Genomic DNA, 26,842 nt, shown 5'->3' on the forward strand with positions numbered 1-26,842 from the left:
GATTTCTAAATGAAAATAGCCCAGATCGCACCGCTAACCGAATCCGTGCCGCCCCGAACCTACGGTGGAACCGAGCGAATTGTTTCGTATCTGACCGAAGAACTTGTCCGACAGGGCCATGAGGTGACGCTGTTCGCCAGCGCCGATTCTCGTACCTCAGCCGAGCTGGTGCGATGTTGCGACGTCGCGCTGCGCCTGAACCCCAGGGTCCAGGACGGTGGTCCGCACCATGTTATGATGCTTGAACGGGTGCGCCGGCGAGCCGATGAATTCGACGTTTTGCATTTCCACGTCGATGTTCTGCACTTCCCCATAATTCGGGATTTTGCCAGACGAACGGTTACCACGCTTCACGGCAGGCTCGACCTGCCCGATCTGGCGCAGCTTTATGCGATGTTCGACGACGTTCCCCTGGTCTCGATCTCCTTCGACCAGCGTCGGCCCATGCCGCCCGTCAATTGGGTTGGAACCGTGCATCACGGCCTGCCCCGCGATCTTCTACCATTCCACCCGAACACCTCTGGCTATCTTGCGTTTCTCGGTCGCATCTCGCCGGAAAAGGGGCCGGAAACGGCTATAGAAATAGCAGCGCGGGCCGGGTTTCCCCTGAAGATCGCCGCCAAAATCGACAAGGTGGACCAGTCGTTCTGGAAGGAAAGGGTCGAGCCGCAAGTGCTGCGGCATTCGAACGTGGAGTTCATTGGCGAGATCGATGAGCGGCAAAAGGCGGATTTTCTGGGCAATGCGATAGCGCTTTTGTTTCCGATCGACTGGCCGGAACCCTTCGGGCTCGTAACGATCGAAGCAATGGCCTGCGGTACGCCGGTGGTTGCGTTCCGGCGTGGCGCCGTCCCGGAGATCATCGATGACGGTGTGTCCGGATGGATCGTGGATACGGTGGAGGAAGCCGTGGGCGCGCTCCGGCGCATAGACAGCCTCGATCGCGCACGAGTGCGGCAGACGTTCGAGAAGCGGTTCACGGTCGAGCGCATGTGCAGCGATTATGTGGCACTCTACCGAGCACTCACGAGCGGCACGGCAGACGCAGTTGCCCCCACAAACGAGCTCTCCAGAAATATCGCGATGGTGGCTGTGCCGGGCTGAGGAACCGACTAATCCACATACAGACCACGACGGCGGAGTCCGGGAGCGCCTGCGGGGTCTTGTCGCCGGGCGCGGCGATCGCGCCAGAAGCCTTCGATCAGCAGCAAGCCTTCCCGGGGCTGATGCTTTCGCGAGCGGCGGCGCACTGCCGCCCGGTCCGGATTGACGCGCGCTACTTTCGCTGCAAAGGTGCTTTAACGACTTGTTTACCATGCGTCAGTCAGGGGTGGGGGGAATTTGGAACGGTTTCTGGGCGCGAACCGCCTTAATTGGGATGATCGGGCCGAACTGCACTCGACCGACACAACGGGCAGCTACCACATCGAGAATGTGCTGGCCGGCGGATCCAATCTCTATGAGCTGGAAACACGCGAGCTCGGCGATATCGCCGGCAAGGATATCGTCCACCTGCAGTGTCACATCGGTCTTGACACGATCAGCCTGAAGAATCTCGGCGCAGGCAGCGTGACCGGGCTCGACTTTTCACCGACGGCGATCGTGGCGGCGCGGGATTTTGCTGCGAAGGCAGGCACCGACGTGCGCTTCGTGGAAGCGCCACTGTTCGAGGCGGTGGAAGCGCTCGGCCGGACCTTTGATATCGCTTACGTTACTTGGGGTTCGGTAAACTGGCTGGACGACGTGTTCCGTTGGGCGCGGGTGGTTACCGATCTTCTGCGACCCGGCGGCCGCCTCTACATGGCCGAGGGCCATCCATTGATGTTTCAGTGCGATCGAAAGGCCGCGGTCCTGGAATTGAAGCACGACTGGCGAACGCCGATAGCTCGGCCGCTCGCCTGGAACGAGGAACTGACCTACACCGGCGATGATCGCATCTTGAAGCATCCTCGCTATTATGAATGGATCCACCCGATCAGTGACGTGGTGAATGCGCTGATTTCAGCTGGTCTGACGCTCGATTTTCTCAATGAGCATGACACGGTTTCGTGGCAGCACTTTTCATTTGCCGTGCGGGCCGGCAAGGATATGTACGGCCTACCCGAGAACTCTCCCAAGATACCGATGGCCTATTCCATTGGCGCGACGAAGCGCAGCGTCGGCAAGATACCATACCTTGTGTCTCCCAAGGCGATCGAGGGCCACTAGTCCAAGGTCAATGCTCTGACGTACTCGGGTCGGAGCGTCGAAATGTGCAATGGCGCTCGTGCGCCTCGATCTTCCGAACAAGGCTGATCTAGCTGGCGTTTCATGTTGGTCCGCATCGTGCAGCCCGCCTTCAGCATCGCTGTCGGTATCGCAGCCGGCGTCAGCCGTCGGAAAATGAAATTTCTCAGGAGTATGAAGGTCAAATTAAACATTGAAAGCTAATGTTCCTCATCGGGTCGACACCGAGAACCTGAAAACGGCACTTGAGGAATCGCCTATTGGCTTTTTTCCGCGCTAGGTTCAACGGCATCAAGGAGGCCGTCTTTTCGTCGGCAAATATTCCGGCGGCGATCGCGTTTGTCGTCATCCTTGTCAGCGCAGCATTCGCGGAGCACCAGAACAAAATCGTCTCGGACCAGGCCGTCCGTGCGGACGTGCTGACCAAGGTCAATCTCATCCGCGCCAAGCTCGAAGGCAATATCAATGGAAACCTCCAGCTCGTGCGTGGACTGGTCGCCGCGGTCGTGACCGAGCCCTATATGGGACAGCAACGCTTCGCCTCGCTCGCGAGCAATCTATTTGGCGCCGACTCGCAATTGAACGATATTGCCGGCGCGCCCGATCTGGTCGTTTCCCTTATGTATCCGATGGAGGGTAACGAGCAGGCGATGGGTCTGGACTACCGCAAGAACGAGCGGCAGCGTGCGGCTGCGCTAAGGGCGCGAGACGAACGCAAGCTGGTGCTTGCCGGTCCCGTCGACCTGAAACAGGGAGGACAAGGCTTCATCGGCCGCTTTCCGGTCTTCGTGCCGAGCGCTGGCAATACGGAAAGGTTCTGGGGTATCATTTCCGCCGTTGTCGACGTGCAGCGCCTTTACAGAGCGAGCGGCTTGCTTGACGACGATCTCGGGATCGACGTAGCGCTGATCGGCAGGGACGCCCTCGGTCACCGAGGTGGTCAATTCTACGGCAATGAGGAGATCAGCAAAAGCGATCCGGTGACGGCTGACGTTTTGCTTCCTTCCGGCTCGTGGCAGCTCGCGGCCATTCCCAAAAATGGCTGGCCTTCGACGCCAAGCAACGCATGGTTGTTGCGCGCGATCATGGCGACGGCCGGAGCCTTGGTTGTGTTCCCTTTCCTGGTCACAGGCCGCCTGATTGGCGAAAGACAGCGCAATTATGCGGAATTGCGTCGATTGTCACGACGCTTGGAACTCGCTCTGGAAGCTTCGGCTATTGGGGTTTGGGAACACGATCTCGCGACCAACGAGCTTACGTGGGATGATCGCGTCAACGAAATATATGGCAAACCAACCGGCGAGCACCGGGGCTACCCAGACTGGGCGGGAGCAATCCACCCAGATGATTTGGCTGGCGCTAACGCGGACTTCGACAGGGCGGTGGCCAGCGGACGACCATATTTGTCGGAGTACCGGATTGTGCGTCAGGATGGCGAGATCCGTCATGTCCGGTCCAAGGCGATCCTTTACCGGGTCGCAAACGACACCCCAAAAATGATCGGCGCGGAATGGGACGTGACTGCCGACGTCCTGCTGAACAAGGATCTGGTTCGTGCAAAACAGCTGTCCGAGTCGAAAAATGCAGAACTCGAGTCGGCCAAAGCGCGCATAGAGCACATCGCGCTTCATGATTCGCTGACCGGCTTGCCCAACCGGCGTTACCTCGACCAGGTACTGGAACATTACGCGGCAAACGCCAGGCGCTCAGGCGGGCACGCGGCACTGCTTCACATAGATCTGGATCGGTTCAAGCACATCAACGATACGCTGGGCCACGCCGCCGGTGACGCGATGTTGGTTCACGCGTCAACCGTGCTCAGGTCGAAGGTCGGCGACGAGGGATTCGTCGCCCGTATCGGGGGAGACGAATTCATCGTTCTGTGCGTGGTGCGCGACGATACCAAGCAACTGGCGCTGCTCGCCGACCGCATCATCAGCCAGATGCGCGAACCCGTCTACTATCAGGGTCATCGATGCCGTTTTGGTGTCAGCGTGGGAATCGCTGTCGATAACGCAAAAGATGTCGAAGCCAAACACCTGCTGGTGAACGCCGATATCGCGCTTTACCGAGCAAAGGGGCGGGGCCGCAATCGATACGAATTCTTCACCGACGCGATGCAAAGCGAAATCGTCGATACTAAGCGGATTGCCGACGAAATTCTCGGCGGCCTCGAGCGCAACGAGTTCATCCCCTTCTACCAGCCCCAATTTGACGCAAAGACGCTCGAAATCGTTGGGGTTGAGGCGCTGGCGAGGTGGAAACATCCAATAAAGGGTATTTTGGCGCCCGACATCTTCCTGAGGATTGCAGAAGAACTGAACGTCGTCTCGATCATCGACCAAGCCATATTGAAGCAATCGCTTTCGGATTTCGAAGAGTGGTCCGCGGCCAAACTTCACATTCCGCGGGTGTCGGTCAATGTCTCGGCCAGGCGCCTTCAAGACGAGGAGCTCATCAAGAGCCTGCGAGAACAAAATATCAAGAAAGGAACAGTTTCGTTCGAGCTTGTTGAGTCGATTTTCCTGGACGAGAACGACGACCTTGTCACCTGGAATATCGAGCAGATAAAAGAGCTGGGGATTGACGTCGAAATAGACGATTTTGGTACCGGCTACGCTTCGATGGTCAGTTTGCTGAAGTTGCAGCCGCGCCGGCTGAAGATAGATCGGCAGCTGGTCACCCCAATCGTCAAATCTCCGCAGAGAAGGCAGGTTGTCTCGTCGATCATTGAAATCGGCAAGTCGCTGGGTATCGAGGTCGTGGCGGAAGGCGTCGAGACGATGCAGCATGCACGGCTACTCGAGGGCCTGGGCTGCGACATATTGCAGGGTTATGCCTTCGGCCACGCATTCGATTCCGAGGGACTTAAGACCTTTGTCCGATCGCGACGCCTGCGCACGGCCAGCTGAGCCTCGGCGCCAGAATTTATCGAGCCGACCGCCTTGACGTTGCGGTACAGAGGCGCACAGCGGACAAAGCTGAAAACAACGCCAAACCTCAGATCAGCAGCAGGCCCTTCATGCTGGAGTGGCCTTTCCTGCCGATGATGATGTGGTCGTGAACGGCAATGCCAAGCGGTTTGGCCGTCTCTATGATCAGCTTGGTCATCTCGATGTCGGCGCGCGACGGCGTCGGGTCTCCCGACGGATGGTTATGCGCCAGAATGATCGCCGTGGCGGAGAGCTCCAAGGCGCGCCTGACCACCTCGCGCGGATAGACCGGTGTGTGGTCGACTGTGCCGACCTGCTGGACTTCGTCGGCGATCAGCGCGTTTTTCTTGTCGAGGAACAGGATGCGGAACTGCTCGCGCTCCTCGAAGGCCATCACCGACCGGCAGTATTCGAGAACCTGCGTCCAGGTCGACAACAACTCGCGGCCGGCGATCTCGCCGCGCGCCATGCGCTGCGCCGTTGCCGCAACCACCTTGAGGTCGAGCGCCACCGCCGGGCCGATGCCCTTGACCTCCTGCAGGCGCTCGACGGGCGCACCCAGGACCTCGGCCAATGTACCGAAGCGTGCCAGCAATGCCTTGGCGACCGGCTTGGTGTCGGCGCGCGGGATCAGCCGAAACAATAAAAGCTCGAGCAGTTCGTAGTCGGGGAGGGTGTTGGTACCGGCGGCGAAGCGCTCGCGCAGGCGGTCGCGATGGCCGAGATAATGCGGCTTGTCGGCGGCCACCGCCTTCGCGGGCGATCGCACTGGCCTTTCGGGAAAGAAGGCCCGCTCGTCGTCGTCACCGTTCATGGCTGCCCCACCCAGCATTTGCCGGGCAAGGTAACGCCCGATCTGCCAGACACTAGGCCCGCAGGCCGGGGCGGTCGAGGTTTTTTGGCGACAGCGTGAAGATCTCGCAGCCGGTCTCGGTGACGCCGATCGTGTGCTCGTACTGCGCCGACAGCGAACGGTCGCGCGTCACCGCGGTCCAGCCGTCCGACAGCACTTTCACATGCGGCCGGCCGAGATTGATCATCGGCTCGACGGTGAAGATCATGCCCGGCCGCATCTCGACGCCTTCGCTGGCGCTGCCGTAATGCAGGATATTCGGCGCGTCGTGAAACAGCCGGCCAACCCCGTGGCCGCAGAAATCGCGCACCACCGAGCAACGCTCGGCTTCGGCATAGGTCTGGATGGCGGCGCCGATGGCGCCGGTTCGGGCGCCCGGCTTGATTGCTGCGATGCCGCGCATCAGGCACTCATACGTGACTTCGAGCAGCCGCTCCGCGGCACGCTTGATCGTGCCCACCGGATACATGCGCGAGGAGTCGCCATGCCAGCCGTCGAGGATATAGGTGACGTCGATATTGACGATGTCGCCATCCTTCAACGGCTTGCTGTCGGGTATGCCGTGACAGACGACGTGGTTGATCGAGGTGCAGGATGATTTCGTGTAGCCACGGTAGTTGAGCGTCGCCGGAAGCGCGCCATGGTCCATCCCGAACTCGAAGACGAAGCGATCAATCGCTTCGGTGGTGACGCCGGGCGCCACAATCGGTACCAGTTCGTCGAGGCAGCGCGCGGTGAGATCGCAAGCCTTGCGCATGCCGACAAAACCTTCCTCGTCGTAAAGACGGATCTGGCCGGTGTTTCTGAGCGGTGCCGTGGCGGCGTCGAGATAGGTGACCATTTTTATCCGTCTTGCAGGGATGCGGGGCTGGATGAGCCTCCGCGAGAGAAACCTTCCCAGATTTGGCACTGGAAAGCGCAAGGTTCAAGGACGAACTGCCGGCGACGGCCGAAGACTGGCGATATTCACGCCTGGGGGCATTCTCCTTGCCTCTAGCGGCCCATGCTTCGCCGGGTTCATTGACCACCGTAGTGACGACACATTTCTAGGCGAGAAGCGGCCCAAGCATTAAGCCGCCACGGCAATTTTTTGCGACGAACGGCGTTGCTGCGGGGGTCGGTTCGGGAGAGATCGAATGGACAGACTGCAATTCGAGGTGCCGGTGCGGATCGCGCCTGTGCCCGGCCAGCCGGTCGAGGAAATCTACAGCGTCGAGCAGGCGCTCGATTTCCTGCAAACGTGGCCGGTTCGCCGGAACGGACCAACCTACCAGGCCGCGTTCAATGCCTGTTTTGGCGCCACTGTGGACATCGTCGAGACCGAAGACGCATGGCGGGCCTTCATGGCCTTTTGCCGGGTGAGCGGCCTCCTGGCCAGGGACATGATGGTGCCGCGCAAGCGCGGCGGCGAGGCGAGGGGGCTGAGGGCGTAGGGAGCCTTCGACGTAGTCCTCAGTCGTCTTCGCCTCTTCTTGCCGACATCCCTATCAGAGTGGCGGGTCCAGCAAAGCTTGCGCAGCATCACGCTGGCGATAGACATATGCCAAGTTGAAATGCTGGTACGCCCAAGGGGAATCGAACCCCTGTTACCGCCGTGAAAGGGCGGTGTCCTGACCGCTAGACGATGGGCGCGCTCAGATGTGAGCGCTTATAGTTGCGTCGCGACAAACCGGCAACCCGTCTGCCGCCGGCTGCGACAACTTTTTTCCTTTGGCTCCAAAGCGCGTCTTTCCAACAGCCAAGCTGGTTTTGCGGCATGATGCAACGCCGCCGAAGGGGAGCTTCGCAGTGCTGGAAGAAGCTCGCCCTAGCCGCGCCTGCGGCAACGCCAGTTCCAGTCGCGCTCGGGGCCGACATCGACATGAACGGATTCGGTGTGGCAGTAGGTGCCGACGCCACCGCGGCCCGGCATGGTGCGGATGTAGCTCGCCAGTTCCCATTTCGAGACGCCAGGAACCTGGATGTCGGCGGCGGCGCAGTACATGTGCAGCGAATTCTTGGCGCCGTTGGCGCGGCGGTTGCGGGCTGGGTCGCGATAGCCGGAGGTGACCGTCATCTTGCGGCCGTAATGGCCTTCGATCGTCTTCAGCACGCGAACCAGCGACGGCTTCAAGCAGGCGACATCGACGCTTTCGTTCTGTTTCAGAAGGCCGTTGGGTGCCAGCCGTGCGAGGCCAGCGGCGGAGGCGACCTGGTAGGCGCCACCCGAACCTTCGTCTTCGTTGAGATCGACGTCACTCTCATCGTCGAGGCCGGATTTGCGCTTGATCTCGAACAGCGCCGTCTGGCGCACGCCGGGCAGCGCATCGGCCGTGAAGTGGCTGGTATCGCCCGTCGACACCAGCTGCACCGGCTTTTCAGCCGGATTGGCCGAGGCCAGGGTAACGGTGGGTTTTGCCGCAGGCGTCGCCTTGGCCTGCACGACCGTTGGCTGCCCGCCCGATCTGCTGTTGGCCGGCGATGCTGCCGAAGCGGGGGTGGCGCTGAACAGCGAGGCCAGGAAATTTTTCTTCGGTGCGTAGGCCTGTGGCTGCGGCATCTCGCCGGCGGTCACATAGACCGGGTTTTTCATCGCCGGCGCTGCGGCCTTGGCGTCGGGCTTCGATGCATCAGCACTGTTCTGTGCCACGGCCTGATCGGCCGTCTGGGCGTTTGGTTGCAGCGGCTGCGGCGTGTGTCCCGCGATCGTCCCGGCTGCCGTGGGAACGGCGATCGGGAAGCCGGCATCGGGCTTGGCCCCTGGCTTGGCCACTGGCACATAGGCCACCTGCTCGGGAAGGTTGGCGTCACCGTCGGCATTCATCGTCATTTGTGCGGTTGTCATCTGCGACGATGATGCGGCCGTGCTGGCCTGGGGCGCACCGGCGACCGTGCTGATTTCGGTAGCCGAGGTATTGTAGCCTGGCATGCCGACCGACATGGTCGGGTCGCCGGCCGAGGTGCAGGACGCCAGGAGCACCGAGAAAAGCGCCGCCACAATGGCGCGGCTTTCTCCCTTCGCGAGGCGCGATCCTGCTGATCTCAAAACAATATTCCCCCTCGATATCCGACCGGTTCGTCATTGGCGCGGCGTCGAAACGTCTCGTCGAAATGACCCTTGTTCCCCGAACCGGAAACGAGACCTGTGTCAAATCTGCAAGCCTCAAAGTACTTTGGCGGCTAGAGGATGAATCAAGGCTGCTCAGGGTTGACGGCACCATTTCGCCCGCTTTTGGCGGCGCGTCAACTCACCACACATTACAGATGGTTACACGCGCACCTTGACATAGGTGCCGGGGGCTTCGCCTAGAACTTGCATATGCTCGCCCGGTTTGCGGGCCGGTACGCGGGTATTGTCCTTGGCTTCGATCCAGCGTTGCCAGTGCGGCCACCAGGAACCGGGATGGTCGGTGGCCCCGGCGAGCCACTGGTCGAAGTCGCCGGCCGGCTTGCCGCCGGTCCAGTAGTGATATTTCTGCGCTGCCGGCGGATTGACGACCCCGGCGATGTGGCCGGAGCCGGCCATGACGTAATCGACCTCGCCGCCGAAATATTTCGAGCCGAGGAATACCGACAGCGCCGGCGCGATATGGTCCTCCTTAGAGGCGAGGTTGTAGACCGGCATGGTAACGTCCTTCAGCGAAACCGTGCGGCCCGCCAGTTCCATCATGCCTTGCGAAAGCCTGTTCTCGAGATAGCAATTGCGCAAATAGAAAGAATGGTTGGCAGCGCCCATGCGGGTCGAGTCGGCATTCCAGTACAGCAGGTCGAAGGGCAGGGGATCCTTGCCGCGCATGTAGTTGTTGACGACATAGGGCCAGATCAGGTCGCCCGAGCGCAGCATGTTGAAGGCGGTCGCCATCTTGGTGCCGTCGAGATAGCCTTTTTCGTTCATCGCCTTTTCGACGGCCGCGACCTGTTCCTCGTCGACGAACACTTTTAGATCGCCGGCATAGGTGAAATCGACCTGGGTGGTGAAGAAGGTGGCGGATTTGATGCGGTGGTCGCCTTCCTGCGCCATCAGCGCCAGGGCCGCCGCCAGAAGCGTGCCGCCGACGCAATAGCCGATGGCGTTGACTTGCCTTTCGCCGGTGGCCTTTTCAATCGTGTCGAGGCCGTATTGCAGGCCCTCCCTGATATAGGCCTCCCAGCTCTTGGCGCCATGCCGCTCGTCCGGGTTGATCCAGGAGATGACGAAGACGGTGTGGCCTTGCTCGACTGCCCAGCGAATGAAGGATTTTTGCGGGTTGAGGTCGAGGATGTAGTATTTGTTGATCCATGGCGGGCAGATCAGCAGCGGCCGCTTGAGCACGGTGTCAGTCGCCGGCTCATATTGCAGGATCTCGGCGACGTCGCTGCGGCCGACCACCTTGCCGGGCGTGGTAGCGAGATTCTTGCCGATCTCGAAAGGCGAATAATCGGCCTGCCGCAGCCTCAGGTCGCCCTTGCCGGCGGCGATGTCCTCGGCAAGCATCTTCATGCCGCGCACCAGGTTTTCGCCGTTCGAGGCGACAGTCTCGCGAAACAATTCCGGATTGGTCAGGATGAAATTCGACGGCGAGATGGCGTTGGACACCTGCCTGACATAAAAGCTGGCCTTATGGCGGGTGTGCTCGTCCAGGCCGTCGGCGTGCTCGACCAGTTCGGCCGCCCAGCGCGAGGTGACCAGATACGCCTGTTTGAGGAAATCGAAGAAGGCGTTGCGGCCCCATTCCGGGTCCTGGAAACGCTTGTCGCCGCGCTCGGGCTTGACCGCGTCCTCGGCGTCCTCGGCGCCGGCGCCGATGCGCTGGACGGCGTTGGCCCAGACGGTCATGTAGCCGGAAAACAGCCGCGTTTGCGCCTCCAGCGCGCGCTGCGGGTCGGAGAGCCAGTACTCGGTGAGCTTGGAGAACGTCTTCACCATGTCGACGACCGGCTCGGCGACGTGATCGCGCACCTCGCCCTTTTCCCGCGGCTCGGCCCATGCCGAGGCGGCCTTGCCGGCCTGCTCGATCATGCGGGCCATGTTCAGGGCGAAGCGTTCCGGGTCCTTCACCAGATATTGCTCGACGGTCGAAGGTTGGTCATCTTCCGCTTTGCCCGAATCGGGTGTTTTGGACATGGTTCGCGGGGTTCCTCCCGAAGCGTTTTGTTGACATATTACCATGGGATATCGAACAGGGTCCAATGTGCTCTAACCCGGCCGCCAGGAAAACAATATGACGATTAATATTGGCAAGAACGTTTTTTCCGGCACTGGTCGTTTTTGCCGCATGGCGCTCGTCCTGTTGGCGATGGCCGGTTGCACGAGCAGCAACATAGAAGGTGCAGCGCCCGCCACCGGCCTTGTCGGCGCGAAGGACACCGGTTCCTATCCGAACCTGAACATCCGGCCGCAGGTGGCGGCCGAGCAATTCACCGACGAGGAAAAGAACGCCAAGCTCGCCCAACTGAAGGCCGAGGAGCAGAGCCAGGCCGCCAAGGGCGGCGGCGTCAAGGTTGCGGACCAGGCAGCGCTGGACCAGCTGGCAAAAAAACACGGCGCCGAGGCGCTGAAGCAGATCGAAGGCAAATGCGACCCCGCTCTCGACCCTAGTTGCAAATAAGCTTATACGCGCGACCGCAACCTCACTGTCTGGAACTGCCATGGAAGAATTTCACAAGGTCCGCCGGCTTCCGCCCTATGTCTTCGAACAGGTCAACCGGCTGAAGGCCAGCGCCCGTTCGCGCGGCGCCGACATCATCGACCTTGGCATGGGCAATCCGGACCTGCCGACGCCCAAGGCCATCGTCGACAAACTCTGCGAGGTGGTGCGCGATCCGCGCACGCACCGCTATTCGTCGTCGCGCGGCATTCCGGGCCTGCGCCGTGCCCAGGCCAACTACTATGCCCGCCGCTTCGGCGTGAAGCTCGACCCGGACAGCCAGGTGGTGGCGACGCTCGGCTCGAAGGAGGGCTTTGCCAATATGGCGCAGGCGATCACCGCCCCCGGCGATGTGATCCTTTGCCCTAATCCGACCTATCCGATCCACGCCTTCGGCTTCATCATGTCGGGCGGCGTCATCCGCTCGCTGCAGGTCGAGCCGGACGACGGCTTCATCCCGGCCCTGGAGCGCGGCATCCGCCATTCGATCCCGAAGCCGCTGGCACTGATCCTCAATTATCCGTCCAATCCGACGGCACTGGTCGCTTCGCTCGATTTCTACAAGGAGGTGGTGGCCTTCGCGAGGAAGAACGACATCATCATCCTGTCGGATCTTGCCTATTCGGAGATCTATTTCGACGGCAATCCGCCGCCTTCGGTGCTGCAGGTGCCGGGCGCCATAGACGTCGCCGTCGAGTTCACCTCGATGTCGAAGACCTTTTCGATGCCGGGCTGGCGCATGGGTTTTGCGGTCGGCAATGAACGGCTGATCTCGGCGCTGACGCGAGTGAAATCCTATCTCGACTACGGCGCCTTCACGCCAATCCAGGTGGCGGCGGCGCATGCACTCAACGGCGACGGCGCCGACATCGCCGAAGTGCGCGACGTCTACCGCAAACGCCGCGATGTCATGGTCGACGCTTTCAGCCGCGCCGGCTGGACCATTCCCGCACCGGCGGCTTCGATGTTCGCCTGGGCGCCGATCCCGGAGCCGTTCAAGCACCTGGGCTCGCTTGAGTTCTCCAAGCTCCTGATCGAGCACGCCGACGTCGCGGTGGCGCCGGGCGTCGGCTTCGGCGAGCATGGCGACGATCACGTGCGCATCGCGCTGGTCGAAAACGAGCACCGGATCCGGCAAGCGGCGCGCAACATCAAGCGCTTCCTCGCATCCAGCGCCAAGCAGCCGAATAACGTCGTGCCGCTCGCCGCGCATCGCTGATTTTCTACACATCAACCGACTGAATGGGGCGTCGCCGGATATGGCTGAAGCGTTGCGTGTTGGAATTGCCGGGCTCGGCACCGTCGGTGCGTCGGTGGCCCGCGTGCTGCGCGACAAGGCGGCCGAACTGACGCGGCAGTGCGGGCGCGACATCGTCGTGTCGGCGGTTTCGGCCCGCGATCCCAAACGCGACCGCGGCGTTGATCTTGGCACAGCACAGTGGTTCGACGACGCCGTCAAGATGGCGCAGACCGCCGAGATCGACGTCTTCGTCGAGCTGATCGGCGGCGACGAAGGCCCATCACGCTCGTCCGTCAAAGCGGCGCTCGAGGCCGGCCGACATGTCGTCACCGCAAACAAGGCGTTGCTTGCCAAACACGGGGTGGCATTGGCCGAGATCGCCGAGAGGAAAGGCGTGCTGCTCAATTACGAGGCGGCGGTGGCCGGCGGCATTCCGGTTATCAAGACAATGCGGGAGGCGATGGCCGGCAATTCGGTGACCCGCGTTTTCGGCATCCTCAACGGTACCTGCAACTACATTCTGACGCGCATGGAAGCCGAGGGCCTGTCTTTCGATGCCTGCCTGAAGGATGCGCAACGGCTGGGCTATGCCGAAGCCGACCCGACCTTCGACATCGAGGGTCACGACACCGCGCACAAGCTGTCGATCCTGACCAGCCTTGCCTTCGGCACGAAGATCGCCGCCAACGATATCTACATGGAAGGCATCTCCAACATCAGCCAGGCCGACATCCGCGCGGCCGGCGATCTCGGCTACCGGATCAAGCTGCTTGGCGTCGCCCAACGCACCGAAAGCGGCATCGAGCAGCGCGTGCACCCGACCATGGTGCCGACGGCCTCGGTCATCGCGCAGGTGCACGGCGTCACCAATGCGGTGGCGATCGAAACCGACATCCTCGGCGAATTGCTGCTTTCCGGCCCTGGCGCCGGCGGCAACGCCACCGCGTCGGCGGTGATCGGCGACATTGCCGACATCGCCAAGAGCCGGCCTGGCTTCCAGCATGGTCCGGTCTTCGGCCGGCCGGCGAAGGAATTGAAGCCTTACAAGAAAGCGCAGATGCGCAGCCATGCCGGCGGTTATTTCATCCGGCTGACCGTACACGACCGCCTCGGCGTCTTCGCGGCAATAGCCAAGCGCATGGCCGACAACGACATTTCGCTGGAATCGATCGTCCAGCATGCCGCCGGGCCGGAAACCGAGGCACAGAAGACCGTCATCCTGGTGACCCACGAGACGACCGAGGCGGCGGTGCGCAAGGCGGTCGACGGCATCACCAGGGACAGCCTTCTGACCGACAAGCCGCAAGTCATCCGCATCGAGCGGGCCGGATAGCAGTCTCACATTTTGCGTTTAATCGATTGATATTGCTGTGCTTTCAAAAAGGTCCAGCGCAGGTCTTGCTGTTGTCACGGGGCTTTGACACAAGAAGCGCGTCTCTGGCGGGAGGCTAATGCATGTCGCCCAAAAGTGGGCAGCGGTTTTGGGACAACGACATGCATAATAAAAACAAAGTGCCAACGAGGATTGTCCATCGATGAATGTGGCCCAGAACATTGTCGCCGGCCTCGACCGGATACTGACCATGGAATTGGTGCGCGTCACCGAACGCGCCGCGGTCGCGGCCGCCAGATTGCGCGGACGTGGCGACGAGAAAGCCGCCGACCAGGTCGCGGTCGATGCCATGCGGCAGGAGCTTAACCGTCTTGCCATCAACGGCACGGTGGTGATCGGAGAGGGCGAGCGCGACGAGGCGCCGATGCTCTATATTGGCGAGGAGGTCGGTACCGGCAAAGGCCCGGCTGTCGACATAGCGCTCGATCCGCTCGAAGGCACGACGATCTGCGCCAAGAACCTGCCCAACGCATTGGCCGTTATCGCCATTGCCGAAAAAGGCAGCCTTTTGTTCGCGCCGGACGTCTATATGGACAAGATCGCGATCGGCCCGGGCTATGCCGACGGCATCATCGACATCGATGCCTCGCCGGCCGAAAACATCGCCAGCCTGGCCAGGGCCAAGGGCGTGCCGGTGGCGGAGATCACCGCCTGTATTCTCGACCGGCCGCGCCATGGCGCCTTGATCGAAGCCGTGCGGGCGACCGGAGCCGCAATTCGTCTGATCGGCGATGGTGATGTCGCCGGGGTCATCCATACCACCGACCCGGACGAGACCGGCATCGACATCTATCTCGGCACCGGCGGCGCGCCGGAAGGCGTGCTCGCAGCTGCCGCCTTGCGCTGCACCGGTGGCCAGATGCAGGGCAAGTTGATCCTCGATACGCCGGAAAAGCTGGCGCGCGCCGCCAAGATGGGCATCTCCGACCCTAAACGGATCTACCACACGCAAGACATGGCACGCGGCGACGTGCTGTTTGCCGCGACCGGCGTCACCGGCGGCAATATGCTGGCCGGCGTCAAGTTCGGCCGCAATTTCATCACCACGCACACGATCGTCCTGCGATCGTCATCGCGGACCGTGCGCGAAATCAAGGCCAGGCACCAGGATCTGGAAAAGTTTTGATTTCGACTCAGTTAGCCGTTGCATACTGTGCGCAATGACAAATTGCAGACGGCGCGTCACGTGACGGGGGAAAGACGCTTTTTCCTCGATGTCAGGCAGTCGGCCACCGGCGTTTCCTGGGAACACCGGCTGACCGAGCGTCAGGACATGGCCGCGCTCGCCATCGCGCAAGGGTATGGCGTGCCCGATATCGTGGCACGCGTGCTGGCCGGGCGTGGCGTCACCGCCGAGCAGACCGAGCAGTTTCTGGATCCGACCATCCGCAACCTGCTGCCCGACCCGGCATCGCTGACCGACATGGACAGGGCCGCCGCTCGCATCGCCCAGGCGGTGATGGCCAGAGAAAAGGTGGCGATCTTTGGCGACTACGATGTCGACGGCGCCGCCTCGTCGGCGCTGCTCAAGCGCTTTCTCGCGCATTTCTCGGTGGCGTCGGAGATCTACATACCGGACCGCATCTTCGAGGGCTACGGCCCCAATCCGGAAGCGATGCGCGAACTCGTTTCGCGCGGCGCGACGCTGATCGTCACCGTCGATTGCGGCACCAATAGTGCTGCTTCCATCGACGCGGCGAAGGCCGTCGGCGCCGACGTCGTGGTGCTCGATCACCATCAGGTCGGCGGGCCGTTGCCGGCGGCGGCTGCGGTCGTCAACCCAAATCGCGAGGACGACCTTTCCGGCCAAGGCCATCTTTGTGCCGCCGGCGTCGTCTTCCTTTGCCTGGTGCAGACCGCGAAGATCCTGCGCGGCCGCTTGCCCGATGCCGCACCGCCGGACCTGCTTGCCCTGCTCGATCTGGTGGCGCTGGGCACAGTCTGCGACGTGGTGCCGCTCACCGGCGTCAACCGCGCCTTCGTGGTCAAGGGGCTGCAGGTGGCGCGGCAGCAGAGAAACGAAGGGCTGGCGGCGTTGGCGCGGGTCTCGCGTATAGGCGAGCCGATCAGCACGTTCCATCTGGCCTTTCTGATCGGTCCGCGCATCAACGCCGGCGGGCGCATCGGCGACGCAGCACTTGGCAGCCGCCTGCTTGCCACCGACGACCCGGTCGAAGCCCGCACCATCGCCGAGACGCTGGATCGGCTCAACCAGGAACGGCAGTCGATGGAGCAGGAGATGCTGGCCGCGGCGCGCTCAGAGGCCGACGCCGAGCTTGCCGGCGGCAATGGTCCGGCCATCGTGGTCACAGCCAGCAGCAACTGGCACCCGGGCATTGTCGGCCTGCTTGCCTCGCGGCTCAAGGACCATGCGCGCCGGCCCGCGTTTGCCATCGCCTTCAACGCCAATGGTGTCGGTACCGGTTCAGGCCGTTCAGTGTCTGGCTTCGACCTCGGCCGGCTGGTGCGCGAGGCCGCCGATGCCGGGCTGATCGTCAAGGGCGGCGGCCACGGAATGGCGGCCGGCATCACTGTCGAGCGGGCGAAGCTCGGCGAACTCAGGGCTTTCTTCGAAGAACGCGCGGCGGTGGATGTATTCCGGCTGCAAGGCGAGGAGAGCCTGGCGATCGACGGTGCGCTAGCCGCCGAGGGTGCCACGCTTGGGCTGCTCGATGCACTAGAGAGGGCAGGGCCGTTCGGCGCTGGGCATGTCTCGCCGGTGTTCGCGCTGCCGCGTCACCGGCTTGTTGATGCGCGGGCGGTCGGCACCAACCACATCCGCGCCGACCTGCAGTCGGAAAGTGGCGGCCGCATCCAGGCGATCGCCTTTCGCGCCCTCGATACTGCGCTCGGCGAATTCCTGTTCAAGAACAGGGGCAAACCGGTGCACGTCGCCGGCTCATTGTCGGGCAATCACTGGAACGGCAACCGCACGGTGCAGTTCCGCATCGTCGACGCGGCGCTTGCCTGAGAGCTCTGACCGCTCGGCCTAGGCGAGGACGGTCTGCAGCCGGGTCAATTCGCCGATTTGCGCCATCGTTGCCTGGTAGCCGATACGGATCGCTTCGTCTGCGCGGTGGAATTCGGTCAGGCCGATATGGCTGAGCTTCGGCTGCAGCGATATGTCCGGCGGATCGCCGGCCAGTCTGGCGCGCGAGATGCGGTCCTGGATGATGTTGAAGGCTTCGACCATGACGCCGGTGATGCCGAGCCGTGTCTCGCGCGACTGACGTTCGGGATCGGCGTGGCCGGCCCTCGGCGCGTCTTTCTCGACGACCAACTCGCCGGCATTGTGCTTGATCACAGCGGCGCGGCCGAACAGATCGTAGTGAAGGTTCACCGCAACCACGAGCGGCTGCTCGTAGGCGCGGCAGACCGAGACCGGCACCGGATTGACCAGTGCGCCATCAACCAGCACGCGCCCATTGCAGGCGACCGGCTCGAACACGCCGGGCAGCGCGTAGGAGGCGCGCATTGCGGTACTCAACGAGCCGCTCGACAGCCAGATTTCATGGCCGGTACGGATTTCGGAAGCGACGCAGACGAACGGTTTTGGCAGGTCCTCGAAGCGGATGCCGGCTATGTGCTCGCGCAGCCGTGCGTCGAGCTTCATGCCACCGAACAGTCCGCTGCCGCGTAGATTGAGGTCGAGAAGGCCAAAAATGCGCCGCCTGGTCAGGCTGCGCGCGAATTCTTCCAGCTCGTCAAGCTTGCCGGCAACATAGCAGCCGCCGACCAGCGCGCCGATCGAGGTGCCGGCGATCATCGACACTTCGATGCCGGCTTCGTCAAGCGCGCGCAGCACGCCGATATGCGCCCAGCCGCGCGCACAGCCGCCGCCCAATGCCAGCGAAATCCCTGTTTTGCCCGGAGATTTGGTTTCGGATGCGCCCGCGGCCGAGGAGAGGCCATTGGCCTCCCGAACGTCAGGTCTGTTGCGCAATGACGCCCAGTCGAGCATCACAATCTCCCTTGTCCCACGGCCATCCTATAGGCGGGCCGTATCGAAATCATGAATATACGTGGCTGAAGTGCTGCGAATGGTTCATATTGATGGTGTATTGCGCTTTTGATACGTTTTTTCCGCATCGAACAGCGGCTTGCTGCCGTCGCTGGCAAGTGTCCCTTTGCCATCGCTCAGCCCCACCGTCCGATAAAAGCATGAACGTCGGCCGGTGTGACAAGTTGCTTGGTGACCCAGCACTTTGACGCGCAACCATATCGCGTCCTGGTCACAATCCGTGAGCATCTCGACAACCTCCTGGACATTGCCCGAGGTTTCGCCCTTCTTCCACAGCGCGTTGCGCGAACGCGACCAGTAGTGCGCGAGGCCGGTCTCGAGCGTCAGCGCCAGTGCCTCGGCATTCATGTGCGCGACCATCAGCAGCATGCCGTCTTCGGCATCGGTGACGACGGCGGTGACGAGGCCGCCGGCATCGAAGCGCGGCGAAAGGACCGTGCCTTCCTCAAGCGCCTTCTTGTCTGAGGGAGCTTTCGGGAACTCCAATGCCGACATTCGCCGGTCCTTATTTAACTAAGGTGGGGCGGGTCTGATCAGTTCCGCCGCCGCGCACCATGGTGACGAAGCGGACCTGCTCTTCGGGTGTATCCTTGAAGACGCCGGTGAAGGTCGAGGTCAGCGTGGTGGAGCCCTGTTTGCGGATACCGCGCATGGCCATGCACATATGCTCGGCCTCGAGCATGACGGCGACGCCACGCGGATTGAGCACGTCCTGGATGACCCCGGCAATCTGCGCCGTCATCGCTTCCTGGGTCTGCAAGCGATGGGCGAAGATGTCGACGACGCGGGCGATCTTGGACAGGCCGACGACCTTGCCGTCCGGCAGATAGCCGACATGCGCCTTGCCGATGATCGGCACCATGTGGTGCTCGCAATGCGAGTGGAACGTGATGTCCTTGACGATCACGAGGTCATCGTAGCCGGCGACTTCCTCGAAGGTGCGGCCGAGTTCCTCGGCCGGACACATGTCGTAGCCGTTGAACATTTCGCGGAACGCCTTAGTGACGCGCTTCGGCGTGTCGATCAGACCCTCGCGGTCAGGGTTGTCGCCGGTCCAGCGCAGCAAGGTGCGCACCGCGGCTTCGACTTCGGCCTCGCTTGGCCGGTCGGTGACCGGCTTTTCCATATAGGCCGACTGCGGCATGAGTTTCTTGATAACGGCGTCCATAAAGGCGTCTCCCGTAGTTCCTCTCTTAGGAGGAACGAGTTGAACGGACCACGACCTTTCGGGTGTTAGAAACTCGCCCGGTTTCCAGCCCGTAAGTGGCGTGAACAGATTTGGGCACGACGAGGTTTGTGGTCGCCTTGTCGATACCCGACTACCGCCATTATATATGTTCGTGCCGAGCGAAAGGAAGACGCCAGAGCGGCAATCGCTGTTCGCTGGGCAGCGACGAATTGGAAAAATATGATCGACGATGTCTACAATGCGAAAATTCTGGGTTTTGCCGGAAATATCGCACGGATCGGCCGGCTCGACCGGCCCGACGCAACCGCACGAGCACATTCCAAACTGTGTGGCTCGACGGTGACCGTCGATCTGAAGATGGATGACGGCGTCATCAGCGATTTCGCGCATGACGTGAAAGCCTGTGCGCTTGGCCAGGCGTCGTCTTCGATCATGGCGCAGCACGTCGTCGGCGCCAGTGCAGAAGAATTGCGCAGCGTGCGCGAGACGATGCTGAAGATGCTGAAGGAAAATGGCCCGCCGCCCGAAGGCCGCTTCGCCGACCTGAAATACCTGGAGCCGGTGCGCGACTATAAGGCGCGCCACGCCTCGACCATGCTGACCTTCGACGCAGTGGTCGACGCGATCGGCCAGATCGAAAAGAAGCGGGCGGAAGAGGCGGCTTAAACCTTGGCGAGAAAACGCCGGCTTTCGGCGAATTCCGCCCGGACCCAGTCGGCAAAAGCCCTGGCCGGCTCGGAAAGGTCATTCAGCCTTCTGGCCACTAGCCAATAGGCGCCCGACGCGACGTCGATGTCGAAAGGCTTGATCAGCGCGCCGGACGCAAGTTCTTCGCCGATCTGCAAAAGATCGCCCAGCGCGACACCATGTCCAAGCAAGGCTGCCTGCTTCGAAAGCGAAGCATCGGCCAGCATCGGGCCGCGCGCAGGCACGGCATCAGCCGTCACGCCCGCCGCTTCGAACCAGCGCGCCCAAGCCTGACGGTTTTCTTCGTGCAGCAATGTATAGCGACCAAGGTCGATCGGCTTTTCCAGAGCTGGGCCGGATGCAAGAAGTGCCGGCGACAGAACTGGGGAATCGACGACCGCGGCAAGCTGTTCGGCTTCGCTGCGTGGCCATGAGGTGGCGTGCGCACTGAAACGTAGGGCAAGTTCGGGCTGATCGCTGCGAAACTCTATCAACCTCGGGTCGACCTCAAGGGAAACGTCGATGTCGGGTCGCAACTCGCGAAACCGGTTGAGCCGCGGCACCAGCCATACGGATGCGAGCGATGGCTCGACGCTGACACGTACCACGGACTGCGTCGGGGCCGCCGTCAATTCCGAAAGCAGCCTGTCGATGCCCTCGAAACTTCTGACCAACTGGTCGTGCAGCCGCCGGCCGGTGTCGGTCAACTCGACGCGGCGATGATGGCGGAAGAACAAAGGTTGGCGCAGGAAGGTTTCGAGCTCGCGGATCTGTCGGCTGATCGCCGCCTGCGAAACATAAAGCTCCTCGGCCGCACGGCTGAAGCTCAGGTGACGACCGGCTGCTTCGAAGCTTCTGAGAGCCGTCAGGGGGAGGTGTCCGCGCTTCATTCGCATAACTCAGAGTTATCTGACGTGGACGTTATACTCGTTTGAAGAGCAAGGCCAGCGGCGCTCTAATCGGTGCTCAAGGAGTGCCGCCATGATCCAGTTTCTCAACGTTCTGGGCGATGTCCTGCGGATCGCGACGTTTCAGTGGTACGACGAGAAACCGCATAGGGATTGGTGCGAGGAGAGGCCGCCGACCAGCGTCCCCGTATGTCGAAGGCCGACGCCCGACCGCTACCCGGTTCGCCGTACCCAGGCCATGACCGGATTGCCGGAACGGCATTGCCTTCCTGGCCCGATTCGCACATCTATCGCGTAGGGAAACGCGATGTGGAGACTGCGGTGGTCGGCCAACATCGGCAAGCGCACGGCGCCAGACCGATTCGACAAGGACGCAATTGGCCCGGCCCGTGGCGCAAGACGCCGGGCCGCGTCTTCGGCACGTCGCTTGTCCGACTCTACCAGCTGACGCTGTCCGGCTTCGTCGGCAATTCCTGCCGGCATCTGCCGACCTGTTCCGAATACGCGCACGAAGCGATCGCCCGCCACGGGCTATGGGCCGGCGGCTGGATGGGGTTTTTCCGGGTGCTGCGCTGCGGACCGTTCGGCACGCACGGCATCGACCGGGTGCCTGAGGCACTGGCTGATCGCTACCTCTGGTTCACGCCATGGCGGTACTGGCGGATCGGGAAAAAACGCGGCGACCTGGACAGTTGACCGCAGCTGTGCGGTGCACAAAGGGATCGCTTTTTACGATCTGGTAGGGTTAACCGCAGCTTGCGCTGACATAGCGCATTTGAGACAAAATCGAGACAAGACATCTCGCTAAGCCGCTCCTGACACCCTTCAGGAGAGATTACCAAATGCGCCGGATAGATCGTCTTCCCTTCGTTTTCGCCGTGGTTCTCTATGTCCTGGCGTGGCTGATGGGTTTTCCGATCCGTGCGCAATCGGCGCCGCTCGGGGACGTCGAATGCACGCTGATCGTCGACGCCGCAAGCGGCGAGACGCTGTATCGCCAAGGGACCTGCGATCAACGCTTCAGCCCCGCCTCGACATTCAAGGTTCCGCTGGCGCTGATCGGCTATGATGCTGGAATCCTGAGCGACGAGCATACGCCAAGCTGGGAGTACAAGGCAGAGTTCAATGCCCCGAAACGGGACCGCAAGACCGTCGACCCGACGATCTGGGAAAGGGATTCGGTCCTTTGGTTCTCACGCGAGATTACGCGCCGGCTCGGCAGCAAACAGTTTGCCGGCTATGTGTCCAGATTGGACTATGGTAACACCGAAGTCTCCGGCACTGCCGGCAAGAATGACGGCCTCACCCATTCCTGGGTGAATTCTTCGCTCAAGATATCTCCGGTCGAGCAGGTCGATTTCCTGCGCAAGCTGCTGGCGCGGAAACTGCCGGTCTCGGACAAGGCCCATGCGATGACCAGCGCGATTGTCCCGACCTTCCGGGCAGGCGGCTGGACGGTGCAGGGCAAGACTGGAACGACCAGGCTCGGCGACAGCGCCGACAAGCGCTCGCTTGGCTGGTTTGTCGGCTGGGCGCAGACCGATGCTCGCAAGATCGTCTTTGCCCGCCTGGTAGTCGATACGAAACGTTCCGACACGCCAAAGGGGCTCAAGACGCGGGCGATGTTCCTGAAAGATCTGCCGAATCTCCTCAGGTGATCTACATCCGGCTTTACGGCGCCGAAAACTGCCCATAAAAGACCGCTCGCCGCCGGACGCATCCGGCTCTTACTGATGCATGTCGTAGCCCCAAAACCGCTAAGCAGTCTTGGGCGACATGCATTTCACCACCCGCGCTCGTTTGCGGGACTGGATAGGAGAATCTTATGCTGAATTCCGTTTCCCTGACATTTCCCGATGGTTCCGTTCGCGATTACGACGCGGCGATGACCGGCGCCGGCCTGGCGGAATCGATCTCGAAGTCGCTGGCCAAGAAGGCCGTCGCCTATTCGATCGACGGCACAGTGCGCGATCTTTCCGACCCGATCGGCAGATCGGCCAAAGTCGAGATCATCACCCGCGAGGACCCGCGTGCGCTGGAGCTCATCCGCCACGATGCAGCCCATGTGCTGGCCGAAGCCGTGCAGGAACTTTGGCCGGGAACGCAGGTGACCATCGGGCCGGTGATCGAAAACGGATTCTACTACGATTTTGCCCGCAACGAGCCGTTCACGCCCGACGATTTCCCGGTGATCGAGAAGAAGATGCGCGAGATCATTGCGCGCAACAAGCCGTTCACCAAAGAGGTCTGGTCGCGCGAAAAGGCGAAAAGGATCTTTGCCGACAAGGGCGAGCGCTACAAGCTCGAGCTGATCGACGCCATCCCAGAGGATCAGGATCTCAAGATCTATGCGCAGGGCGAATGGTTCGACCTCTGTCGCGGTCCGCATATGGCCGCGACCGGCCAGATCGGCAGCGCCTTCAAGCTGATGAAAGTCGCCGGTGCCTACTGGCGCGGCGATTCGAACAACCCGATGCTGACGCGCATCTACGGCACCGCCTGGGCCGACCAGGCGCAGCTCGAAGCCTACCAGACGATGCTGGAGGAGGCCGAGAAGCGCGACCACAGGAAGCTCGGCCGTGAGATGGACCTGTTCCACTTCCAGGAGGAGGGCCCCGGGGTCGTGTTCTGGCACGCCAAGGGCTGGAGGATGTTCCAGAACCTGGTCAATTATATGCGTCGCCGCCTCGACGAACAGGGCTATCAGGAGGTCAACGCGCCGCAGGTGCTCGACAAGAGCCTGTGGGAGACGTCAGGCCACTGGGGCTGGTACCGGGACAACATGTTCAAGGTGACGGTTGCTGGCGACGACACCGACGACGACCGGGTGTTTGCGCTGAAGCCGATGAACTGCCCCGGTCACGTCCAAATCTTCAAGCACGGGCTGAAATCCTACCGCGATCTGCCGGTAAAACTTGCGGAATTCGGCAATGTGCATCGCTATGAGCCGTCCGGCGCGCTGCACGGGCTGATGCGCGTGCGCGGCTTTACCCAGGACGATGCGCACATCTTCTGCACCGAGGAACAGCTCGCCGACGAGTGCATCAAGATCAACGATCTGATCCTCTCGACCTATGCCGATTTCGGCTTCGACGAAATCACCGTCAAGCTGGCGACCCGCCCCGAAAAACGGGTCGGCACCGACGCGATGTGGGATCATGCTGAGGGCGTGCTGCAGGACGTGCTCGACAAGATCGCGGCGCGGTCGGGCAACCGGATCAAGACGGGCGTCAATCCGGGTGAGGGCACGTTCTACGGGCCGAAGTTCGAATATGTGCTGAAGGACGCCATCGGCCGCGACTGGCAATGCGGCACCACGCAGGTTGATTTCAACCTGCCGGAACGGTTCGGCGCCTTCTACATCGGCTCGGATTCGGAAAAGAAGCAGCCGGTGATGGTGCATCGCGCCATCTGCGGCTCGATGGAGCGTTTTCTCGGCATCCTGATCGAGAATTATTCCGGCCATTTCCCGCTCTGGTTCGCGCCGCTGCAGGTGGTGGTGGCGACGATCACTTCCGATGCCGACGATTACGCCCAAAAGGTCGTTGCGCAGCTGAAGGCGGCGGGGCTGATCGCCGAAGCCGATCTGCGCAACGAGAAGATCAACTACAAGGTCCGCGAGCATTCGCTGGCCAAGGTGCCGGTCATCCTCGTCTGCGGCAAGCGCGAGGCCGAGGAAGAAACGGTCAATATCCGTCGTCTCGGGTCGCGCGACCAGGAATCACTCGGCCTCGCAGCCGCCGTGAAGCTGCTTGCCGACGAGGCGGTGACACCCGACCGCAAGCGCCGCGCGGCCTGAACCAGTCGACCAGCAACGAATGGCGGTGGAGCGATCCACCGCCATTTTCATATGCCTGTCACGCCGCGAGCCTATCCGGCAAGATCGATCGACGTGCGCATCGGCGACGTGCTGGAGTGGGACGAACTGGAAGCCGCTGCGCGACCGCAAGATCTTGCTCGACCGCCTTCACCGCTGCGTCTTCGACCTGCCTTCGGCCGTACCGCGTGGCCGCGCGCAGTTGCTGGCGCGACGCATGCGCAAAGCAGCCTAGAGGGGCGCGGCTTTAGTCGGCGCCTTCCTCGGAATCGATGGCCGAAGCCTCGGTGGCCAGAACTTCGATGTCCTGATTGTGCCCGGCCACCACGGTAAAGTCCTTCTGGTAGATGCGGTCGCGGTTCTTGGCGATGATGGTGTAGTCGCCCTCGGCCAGCACCATCGAGGCAAAGGCGCCGACGGTTTCCTTGATCGGATCGCCGGACTCGTTGAGCAGGGACCAGGAGGTGTCGGCGATCGCCTCGCCGCCCGGCTCGCGCACCAGCTTCATGGTCATCTCGGCGGCACGGTGCTCGACCGTCGCTTCGGTCAGCTTGCCGGCCTCGACGCGGATGTCGGAGCGGATGACCGCGTTCACCGCCCCATAGGTCGAAACAACGTGGTAGGTGCCGGCATTGAGCCGCACGACGCTGTTCGGCTCGACATCGGGTATGATCAGCGCGCGATCGCCATCGGGCTCGGTATGGCTCTCATAGATCGAGAAGCGCAGCTTCTTCGGCGGTATGCGTACCCCGCCCGACAGCACGGCATCGAGCTTGAGGCCACCGGCATCGAGCACGAGGCTCTCGCGCTTGGCTTCCTTGCCGACGGTGATGCGCTTGGTGGCGCCGGCCCGCCCGTAGGAGGCGTGGACCAGATACGAACCCGGCTCGAGCTGGAATATGGCGGTGCCGCCATGAGCGGAGGCGACCATCGGCAGCTTGCCGTCGCTGGCCGATTCGGGTTTGAAGACGCGCCAGACTATGCCGCGCGTGATGTCGGTGCCCTTGTCGGTCAATTGCGCCGACAGCGTGATCGCCCCGCTGCTGCCCAATGCCAGCGATGTCTCGCTTTTCGGAGGCGCATAGCCCGAAATTCCGGGAAGCTTCAGCTCGCCGAGGCCGTCCACATCCTGGGCGACGGCAAGCGAAACCGGCACCATCAACAGTGCGGCAGCGAGCCCTATCAGGAAAATACGCAATGTCCCCTCAAACATGCCTTGCGTTGAAGCCCAAGGCGGTGGCAATTTCAAGGCTTAAGAGTCCGGTCGGCTTCTGCTACAGGGCTCTTTGTCCGGCGCGCCGCGCCAATGCCCAAGCCGCCCGATGTCCCGATGGTGCGCTTCAGCTCAAATTCCAGGAGACTTGCGCCCATGGCGTCGCCGATCATCGATCTTCTGCTGACCCGAAATTCCGCGCCGATCCCGGATTTGAAAGAACCGGCACCGGGCGATGCGGAGATCGCGACGATGATCGCCGCCGCCTCGCGGGTGCCGGACCATGGCCGGCTGGAGCCTTGGCGTTTCATCCTTTATCGCGGCGAGGCTCGCATCGAGATCGGCAAGAAGCTGGCAGAACTTGCCGATCAGCGCGAAGGGCCGCTGCCGGAAGGCCGCCGCAACCAGGAACTGGCGCGCTTTTCGCGCGCGCCGCTGGTCATCGGCGTGATTTCTATCCCCAGGGAAAACCCAAAGATCCCGCAATGGGAGATGTTCCTGTCCGGCGGCATGGCGGCGATGAACCTGATGCTTGCCGCCAATGCGCTGGGCTACGGCACCAACATGATCAGCAACTGGTATTCCGACGTGCCCGAGGGCAGGGCGATCCTCGGCCTGGCGCCGCATGAGCGGGTCGTCGGCTTCGTCCATATCGGCTCCTACCAGGGGCCAGCGCCGGAACGACCGCGGCCCGATCCAGCAAAGCTCTATGCCGACTATTCAGGGCCGTGGGTGGGATAATTTCGGCGCGGAACA

The 26,842-nt window shown here is 62.1% G+C and carries 23 protein-coding genes and 1 tRNA gene; 14 read left to right on the forward strand and 10 right to left on the reverse strand.

All coding sequences use genetic code 11. The features are described from left to right. Window positions 1-9: 9 nt before the first annotated feature. The 3 genes from NKK47_RS16380 (at window position 10) to NKK47_RS16390 (ending at window position 5,138) form a co-directional block, all read left to right on the forward strand. Window positions 10-1,104 (forward strand): glycosyltransferase family 4 protein, encoded by a 1,095-nt coding sequence (locus tag NKK47_RS16380; protein WP_352454464.1) that lies wholly within the window; start codon window positions 10-12, stop codon window positions 1,102-1,104. A gap of 237 nt (window positions 1,105-1,341) precedes the next feature. Further along, window positions 1,342-2,208, forward strand: a complete 867-nt coding sequence (locus NKK47_RS16385; protein ID WP_352454463.1) for a class I SAM-dependent methyltransferase — start codon at window positions 1,342-1,344, stop codon at window positions 2,206-2,208. A 350-nt stretch (window positions 2,209-2,558) separates the two neighbouring features. Continuing rightward, window positions 2,559-5,138, forward strand: a complete 2,580-nt coding sequence (locus NKK47_RS16390; protein ID WP_352454658.1) for a bifunctional diguanylate cyclase/phosphodiesterase — start codon at window positions 2,559-2,561, stop codon at window positions 5,136-5,138. An 88-nt stretch (window positions 5,139-5,226) separates the two neighbouring features. Here the strand turns inward: NKK47_RS16390 and radC are convergent, their stop codons facing one another. Both radC and map read right to left on the reverse strand, forming a co-directional pair. Next, the gene (gene radC / locus NKK47_RS16395; protein WP_023678891.1) at window positions 5,227-5,973 is read right to left on the reverse strand and encodes a RadC family protein; all 747 of its coding nucleotides are present in this window, start codon (window positions 5,971-5,973) and stop codon (window positions 5,227-5,229) included. A 52-nt stretch (window positions 5,974-6,025) separates the two neighbouring features. Beyond that, entirely contained in the window at window positions 6,026-6,853 is an 828-nt protein-coding gene (gene map, locus NKK47_RS16400; RefSeq protein ID WP_352454462.1) for a type I methionyl aminopeptidase, read from the reverse strand. A gap of 295 nt (window positions 6,854-7,148) precedes the next feature. Between map and NKK47_RS16405 the strand changes: the two genes are divergently transcribed. Further along, a complete protein-coding gene (locus NKK47_RS16405) occupies window positions 7,149-7,445 on the forward strand; it encodes a DUF982 domain-containing protein (protein ID WP_352454461.1) in 297 nt (98 codons plus the stop codon). Between the two features lie 124 nt (window positions 7,446-7,569). On the opposite strand, the gene NKK47_RS16410 is transcribed toward NKK47_RS16405, so the two are convergent. The 3 genes from NKK47_RS16410 to phaC form a co-directional block, all read right to left on the reverse strand. Then, window positions 7,570-7,644, reverse strand: a tRNA-Glu gene (locus tag NKK47_RS16410). 175 nt (window positions 7,645-7,819) lie between these two features. Next, the gene (locus NKK47_RS16415) at window positions 7,820-9,043 is read right to left on the reverse strand and encodes a YcbK family protein (protein ID WP_352454657.1); all 1,224 of its coding nucleotides are present in this window, start codon (window positions 9,041-9,043) and stop codon (window positions 7,820-7,822) included. A 216-nt stretch (window positions 9,044-9,259) separates the two neighbouring features. Continuing rightward, complete coding sequence (phaC, locus tag NKK47_RS16420) at window positions 9,260-11,095, reverse strand: class I poly(R)-hydroxyalkanoic acid synthase (protein WP_352454460.1); 1,836 nt, start codon at window positions 11,093-11,095, stop codon at window positions 9,260-9,262. A gap of 97 nt (window positions 11,096-11,192) precedes the next feature. Here phaC and NKK47_RS16425 point away from each other — a divergent pair, with 97 nt between their 5' ends. The 5 genes from NKK47_RS16425 (at window position 11,193) to recJ (ending at window position 17,222) form a co-directional block, all read left to right on the forward strand. Further along, window positions 11,193-11,579 carry a hypothetical protein gene (locus tag NKK47_RS16425; RefSeq protein ID WP_023678887.1) on the forward strand — a complete coding sequence of 129 codons (387 nt, stop codon included), beginning with the start codon at window positions 11,193-11,195 and terminating at the stop codon, window positions 11,577-11,579. 40 nt (window positions 11,580-11,619) lie between these two features. Then, window positions 11,620-12,837 carry an LL-diaminopimelate aminotransferase gene (locus NKK47_RS16430; protein WP_023678886.1) on the forward strand — a complete coding sequence of 406 codons (1,218 nt, stop codon included), beginning with the start codon at window positions 11,620-11,622 and terminating at the stop codon, window positions 12,835-12,837. Between the two features lie 40 nt (window positions 12,838-12,877). Further along, window positions 12,878-14,191, forward strand: a complete 1,314-nt coding sequence (locus NKK47_RS16435) for a homoserine dehydrogenase (RefSeq protein WP_352454459.1) — start codon at window positions 12,878-12,880, stop codon at window positions 14,189-14,191. A gap of 202 nt (window positions 14,192-14,393) precedes the next feature. Beyond that, complete coding sequence (gene glpX / locus NKK47_RS16440; protein WP_352454458.1) at window positions 14,394-15,377, forward strand: class II fructose-bisphosphatase; 984 nt, start codon at window positions 14,394-14,396, stop codon at window positions 15,375-15,377. A 60-nt stretch (window positions 15,378-15,437) separates the two neighbouring features. Next, on the forward strand, window positions 15,438-17,222 hold the full coding sequence (gene recJ, locus NKK47_RS16445) for a single-stranded-DNA-specific exonuclease RecJ (RefSeq protein ID WP_352454457.1): 1,785 nt from the start codon (window positions 15,438-15,440) through the stop codon (window positions 17,220-17,222). An 18-nt stretch (window positions 17,223-17,240) separates the two neighbouring features. Here recJ and NKK47_RS16450 read toward each other — a convergent pair whose 3' ends face one another. The 3 genes from NKK47_RS16450 to folE form a co-directional block, all read right to left on the reverse strand. Next, a complete protein-coding gene (locus tag NKK47_RS16450; protein ID WP_352454456.1) occupies window positions 17,241-18,212 on the reverse strand; it encodes a patatin family protein in 972 nt (323 codons plus the stop codon). Between the two features lie 84 nt (window positions 18,213-18,296). Further along, window positions 18,297-18,767 (reverse strand): phosphoribosyl-AMP cyclohydrolase, encoded by a 471-nt coding sequence (gene hisI, locus NKK47_RS16455; protein ID WP_352454455.1) that lies wholly within the window; start codon window positions 18,765-18,767, stop codon window positions 18,297-18,299. A gap of 10 nt (window positions 18,768-18,777) precedes the next feature. Continuing rightward, window positions 18,778-19,440 carry a GTP cyclohydrolase I FolE gene (gene folE / locus NKK47_RS16460; RefSeq protein WP_023678880.1) on the reverse strand — a complete coding sequence of 221 codons (663 nt, stop codon included), beginning with the start codon at window positions 19,438-19,440 and terminating at the stop codon, window positions 18,778-18,780. Window positions 19,441-19,680: 240 nt separating this feature from the next. On the opposite strand from folE, the gene NKK47_RS16465 reads away from it, so the two are divergent. After that, window positions 19,681-20,127: an iron-sulfur cluster assembly scaffold protein gene (locus NKK47_RS16465; RefSeq protein WP_352454454.1), complete on the forward strand. Its 447-nt coding sequence runs from the start codon at window positions 19,681-19,683 to the stop codon at window positions 20,125-20,127. Here NKK47_RS16465 and NKK47_RS16470 read toward each other — a convergent pair. Continuing rightward, complete coding sequence (locus NKK47_RS16470; RefSeq protein WP_352454453.1) at window positions 20,124-21,038, reverse strand: LysR substrate-binding domain-containing protein; 915 nt, start codon at window positions 21,036-21,038, stop codon at window positions 20,124-20,126. The genes NKK47_RS16465 and NKK47_RS16470 overlap by 4 nt on opposite strands. A 339-nt stretch (window positions 21,039-21,377) precedes the next feature. Between NKK47_RS16470 and yidD the strand changes: the two genes are divergently transcribed. From yidD to thrS, 3 genes are all read left to right on the forward strand, one after another. After that, a complete protein-coding gene (yidD, locus tag NKK47_RS16475) occupies window positions 21,378-21,752 on the forward strand; it encodes a membrane protein insertion efficiency factor YidD (protein ID WP_352454656.1) in 375 nt (124 codons plus the stop codon). 146 nt (window positions 21,753-21,898) lie between these two features. Next, window positions 21,899-22,714, forward strand: coding sequence for a class D beta-lactamase (gene blaOXA, locus NKK47_RS16480; protein ID WP_352454452.1), 816 nt, complete (start codon window positions 21,899-21,901; stop codon window positions 22,712-22,714). Between the two features lie 167 nt (window positions 22,715-22,881). Then, window positions 22,882-24,855: a threonine--tRNA ligase gene (gene thrS, locus NKK47_RS16485; RefSeq protein WP_352577608.1), complete on the forward strand. Its 1,974-nt coding sequence runs from the start codon at window positions 22,882-22,884 to the stop codon at window positions 24,853-24,855. A gap of 265 nt (window positions 24,856-25,120) precedes the next feature. Here the strand turns inward: thrS and NKK47_RS16490 are convergent, their stop codons facing one another. Next, entirely contained in the window at window positions 25,121-26,086 is a 966-nt protein-coding gene (locus tag NKK47_RS16490; protein ID WP_352454655.1) for an RgsD C-terminal domain-containing protein, read from the reverse strand. Window positions 26,087-26,242: 156 nt separating this feature from the next. Here NKK47_RS16490 and NKK47_RS16495 point away from each other — a divergent pair, with 156 nt between their 5' ends. Beyond that, on the forward strand, window positions 26,243-26,827 hold the full coding sequence (locus NKK47_RS16495) for a nitroreductase family protein (protein WP_352454450.1): 585 nt from the start codon (window positions 26,243-26,245) through the stop codon (window positions 26,825-26,827). Window positions 26,828-26,842: the final 15 nt, after the last annotated feature.

This window comes from Mesorhizobium sp. M0019 (genome assembly GCF_040323975.1).
Taxonomy (GTDB): domain Bacteria; phylum Pseudomonadota; class Alphaproteobacteria; order Rhizobiales; family Rhizobiaceae; genus Mesorhizobium.

Bases quoted from the DNA above. Each gene is read 5' to 3' on its own strand.
- hisI (WP_352454455.1), bottom strand. From the start codon at position 18,767: ATGTCGGCATTGGAGTTCCCGAAAGCTCCCTCAGACAAGAAGGCGCTT.
- NKK47_RS16435 (WP_352454459.1), top strand. From the start codon at position 12,878: ATGGCTGAAGCGTTGCGTGTTGGAATTGCCGGGCTCGGCACCGTCGGT.
- NKK47_RS16470 (WP_352454453.1), bottom strand. From the start codon at position 21,038: ATGAAGCGCGGACACCTCCCCCTGACGGCTCTCAGAAGCTTCGAAGCA.
- NKK47_RS16405 (WP_352454461.1), top strand. From the start codon at position 7,149: ATGGACAGACTGCAATTCGAGGTGCCGGTGCGGATCGCGCCTGTGCCC.
- glpX (WP_352454458.1), top strand. From the start codon at position 14,394: ATGAATGTGGCCCAGAACATTGTCGCCGGCCTCGACCGGATACTGACC.
- radC (WP_023678891.1), bottom strand. From the start codon at position 5,973: ATGAACGGTGACGACGACGAGCGGGCCTTCTTTCCCGAAAGGCCAGTG.
- NKK47_RS16425 (WP_023678887.1), top strand. From the start codon at position 11,193: ATGACGATTAATATTGGCAAGAACGTTTTTTCCGGCACTGGTCGTTTT.
- phaC (WP_352454460.1), bottom strand. From the start codon at position 11,095: ATGTCCAAAACACCCGATTCGGGCAAAGCGGAAGATGACCAACCTTCG.
- thrS (WP_352577608.1), top strand. From the start codon at position 22,882: ATGCTGAATTCCGTTTCCCTGACATTTCCCGATGGTTCCGTTCGCGAT.
- NKK47_RS16380 (WP_352454464.1), top strand. From the start codon at position 10: ATGAAAATAGCCCAGATCGCACCGCTAACCGAATCCGTGCCGCCCCGA.
- blaOXA (WP_352454452.1), top strand. From the start codon at position 21,899: ATGCGCCGGATAGATCGTCTTCCCTTCGTTTTCGCCGTGGTTCTCTAT.
- folE (WP_023678880.1), bottom strand. From the start codon at position 19,440: ATGGACGCCGTTATCAAGAAACTCATGCCGCAGTCGGCCTATATGGAA.
- NKK47_RS16490 (WP_352454655.1), bottom strand. From the start codon at position 26,086: ATGTTTGAGGGGACATTGCGTATTTTCCTGATAGGGCTCGCTGCCGCA.
- NKK47_RS16495 (WP_352454450.1), top strand. From the start codon at position 26,243: ATGGCGTCGCCGATCATCGATCTTCTGCTGACCCGAAATTCCGCGCCG.
- NKK47_RS16450 (WP_352454456.1), bottom strand. From the start codon at position 18,212: ATGCTCGACTGGGCGTCATTGCGCAACAGACCTGACGTTCGGGAGGCC.
- NKK47_RS16430 (WP_023678886.1), top strand. From the start codon at position 11,620: ATGGAAGAATTTCACAAGGTCCGCCGGCTTCCGCCCTATGTCTTCGAA.
- map (WP_352454462.1), bottom strand. From the start codon at position 6,853: ATGGTCACCTATCTCGACGCCGCCACGGCACCGCTCAGAAACACCGGC.
- NKK47_RS16465 (WP_352454454.1), top strand. From the start codon at position 19,681: ATGATCGACGATGTCTACAATGCGAAAATTCTGGGTTTTGCCGGAAAT.